This window comes from Mesorhizobium sp. M1E.F.Ca.ET.063.01.1.1, from assembly GCF_003998155.1.
In the GTDB taxonomy this organism is placed as follows: Bacteria; Pseudomonadota; Alphaproteobacteria; order Rhizobiales; family Rhizobiaceae; genus Mesorhizobium.
Genome location: NZ_RZSC01001097.1, coordinates 1 through 1453, shown reverse-complemented (window position 1 = coordinate 1453; position 1453 = coordinate 1). Strand labels below are relative to the sequence as shown.

Sequence of the window (1453 nt, the reverse complement as noted above, 5' to 3'; positions counted from 1 at the left end):
CATCATGGACGAGCCGACGGCGGCGCTCGCCGTGCGCGAGGTGCAAAGCGTGCTCGATCTCATCCGGCGGCTGAAGTCGGAAGGCATCGCCGTCATCCTGATCTCGCATCGGCTGAACGACGTGCTTTCGGTCACCGACCGCATCGTGGTGCTGCGCCACGGAAGGGCGGATGCCGATCTCGTCACCGCCAGGACCAACATGAACGAAGTCGTCAGCCGCATCGTCGGCGGCGGCGATATCGCCGCCGCCGCGGCGCATGAACAACGAGGCTGAGCTTATGAATACATTTGGACTGCACACTTTCGCCATCGCTCCGGTCTGGGATCTTGGCCGCATCGAGCCGCAGATGGACCGGCTAAAGGAGCTTGGCATCGGGCTGATGGAGATCCCGCTGCTGCGCCCCGAGGAGATCGACACCAAGCGCACGCGCGGCTTCGCCAACCATTATGGCGTCGAGCTCATCCCGTCGCTCGGCCTGCCGCGCGCGCTCGACGTGGTCGAACGGCCGGATGAGGCGCTCGACTTCCTGCAGCCGGCCTTCAAGGTCTGCAACGAGGTGGGCAGTGAGGCGCTCGGCGGCGTCACCTACGGCACGATCGGCAAGACGACCGGCCGGGCGACGACGCAAAGGGAGATCGACGGCATATGCCGCTTCCTCGAACGGGCGGCGAAGTCGGCGAAGTCGCGCAGCCTGAAGCTCGGCATCGAGCCCTGCAACCGTTACGAGACGCATCTGATCAACCGCGGCATCGACGCGGCGCGGATCATCGAGCGGATCGGCGCCGACAACATCTTCATCCATCTCGACACCTACCACATGCATATCGAGGAAGAGAGCTTTGCCGCCGGCTTCGAGGCGTCGGCGCCCTTCCTCGGCTATGTCCATGTGTCGGAGGCCAATCGCGGCGTGCCGGGGCGGGGCATGCTCAACTGGGCGGCCTGCATGAAGGCGATCGCCGACATCGGCTATGAAGGCGCGATCACGCTCGAAAGCATGAACCATGTCGATGTCGACATTGCCGGCGGGCTCGCGGTGTGGCGCCCGGTGGCGGAGGACCCGCGCGACGTCATCGAGGTCGGGCTGCCCTTCCTGCGAGAGGAGGCGAAGAAGGCCGGACTGACGCTGGGATAAGCGGGCCTTCTACTCGCTACGTTGGCGCGCCAGCCAGCGGCGGCGCGCCTCCTGCTGCTCGGCAAGCTCTGCCTCGTCCCAGTAGCCGATGAGCACACCCGAGCCGACGATCGGATCGAAATGCTCGATCTTGTCGTCGATCTCGGTCAGCCATTCGTCGGGAACGGTGATGCGGTTGTTGGGAAGCGCCAGCCAGCGCATCAGCACTTTGCGCAGCCGCTCGATATCGGCGGCCGCCGACGGCTCGCTGCCAAGGTCGCGCAGCTCGCCGGGGTCAGTCCGGAGATCGAAGAGCATCGGCGGCACGCCTTCGCCATGGA

The 1453-nt window shown here is 65.7% G+C and carries 1 protein-coding gene and 2 pseudogenes; 2 read left to right on the top strand and 1 reads right to left on the bottom strand.

From position 1 onward, the window contains the following. Positions 1-274: pseudogene (locus EOA29_RS36345) on the top strand (sugar ABC transporter ATP-binding protein); the annotation flags it as partial. Between the two features lie 4 nt (positions 275-278). Beyond that, positions 279-1133 carry a sugar phosphate isomerase/epimerase family protein gene (locus EOA29_RS36340; protein ID WP_126092947.1) on the top strand — a complete coding sequence of 285 codons (855 nt, stop codon included), beginning with the start codon at positions 279-281 and terminating at the stop codon, positions 1131-1133. Positions 1134-1142: 9 nt separating this feature from the next. Here EOA29_RS36340 and EOA29_RS36335 read toward each other — a convergent pair. Next, a pseudogene (locus tag EOA29_RS36335) lies at positions 1143-1453 on the bottom strand (phosphonate monoester hydrolase); the annotation flags it as partial.

Coding starts and splice junctions, on each gene's coding strand:
- EOA29_RS36340 (WP_126092947.1), top strand. CDS start 279: ATGAATACATTTGGACTGCACACTTTCGCCATCGCTCCGGTCTGGGAT.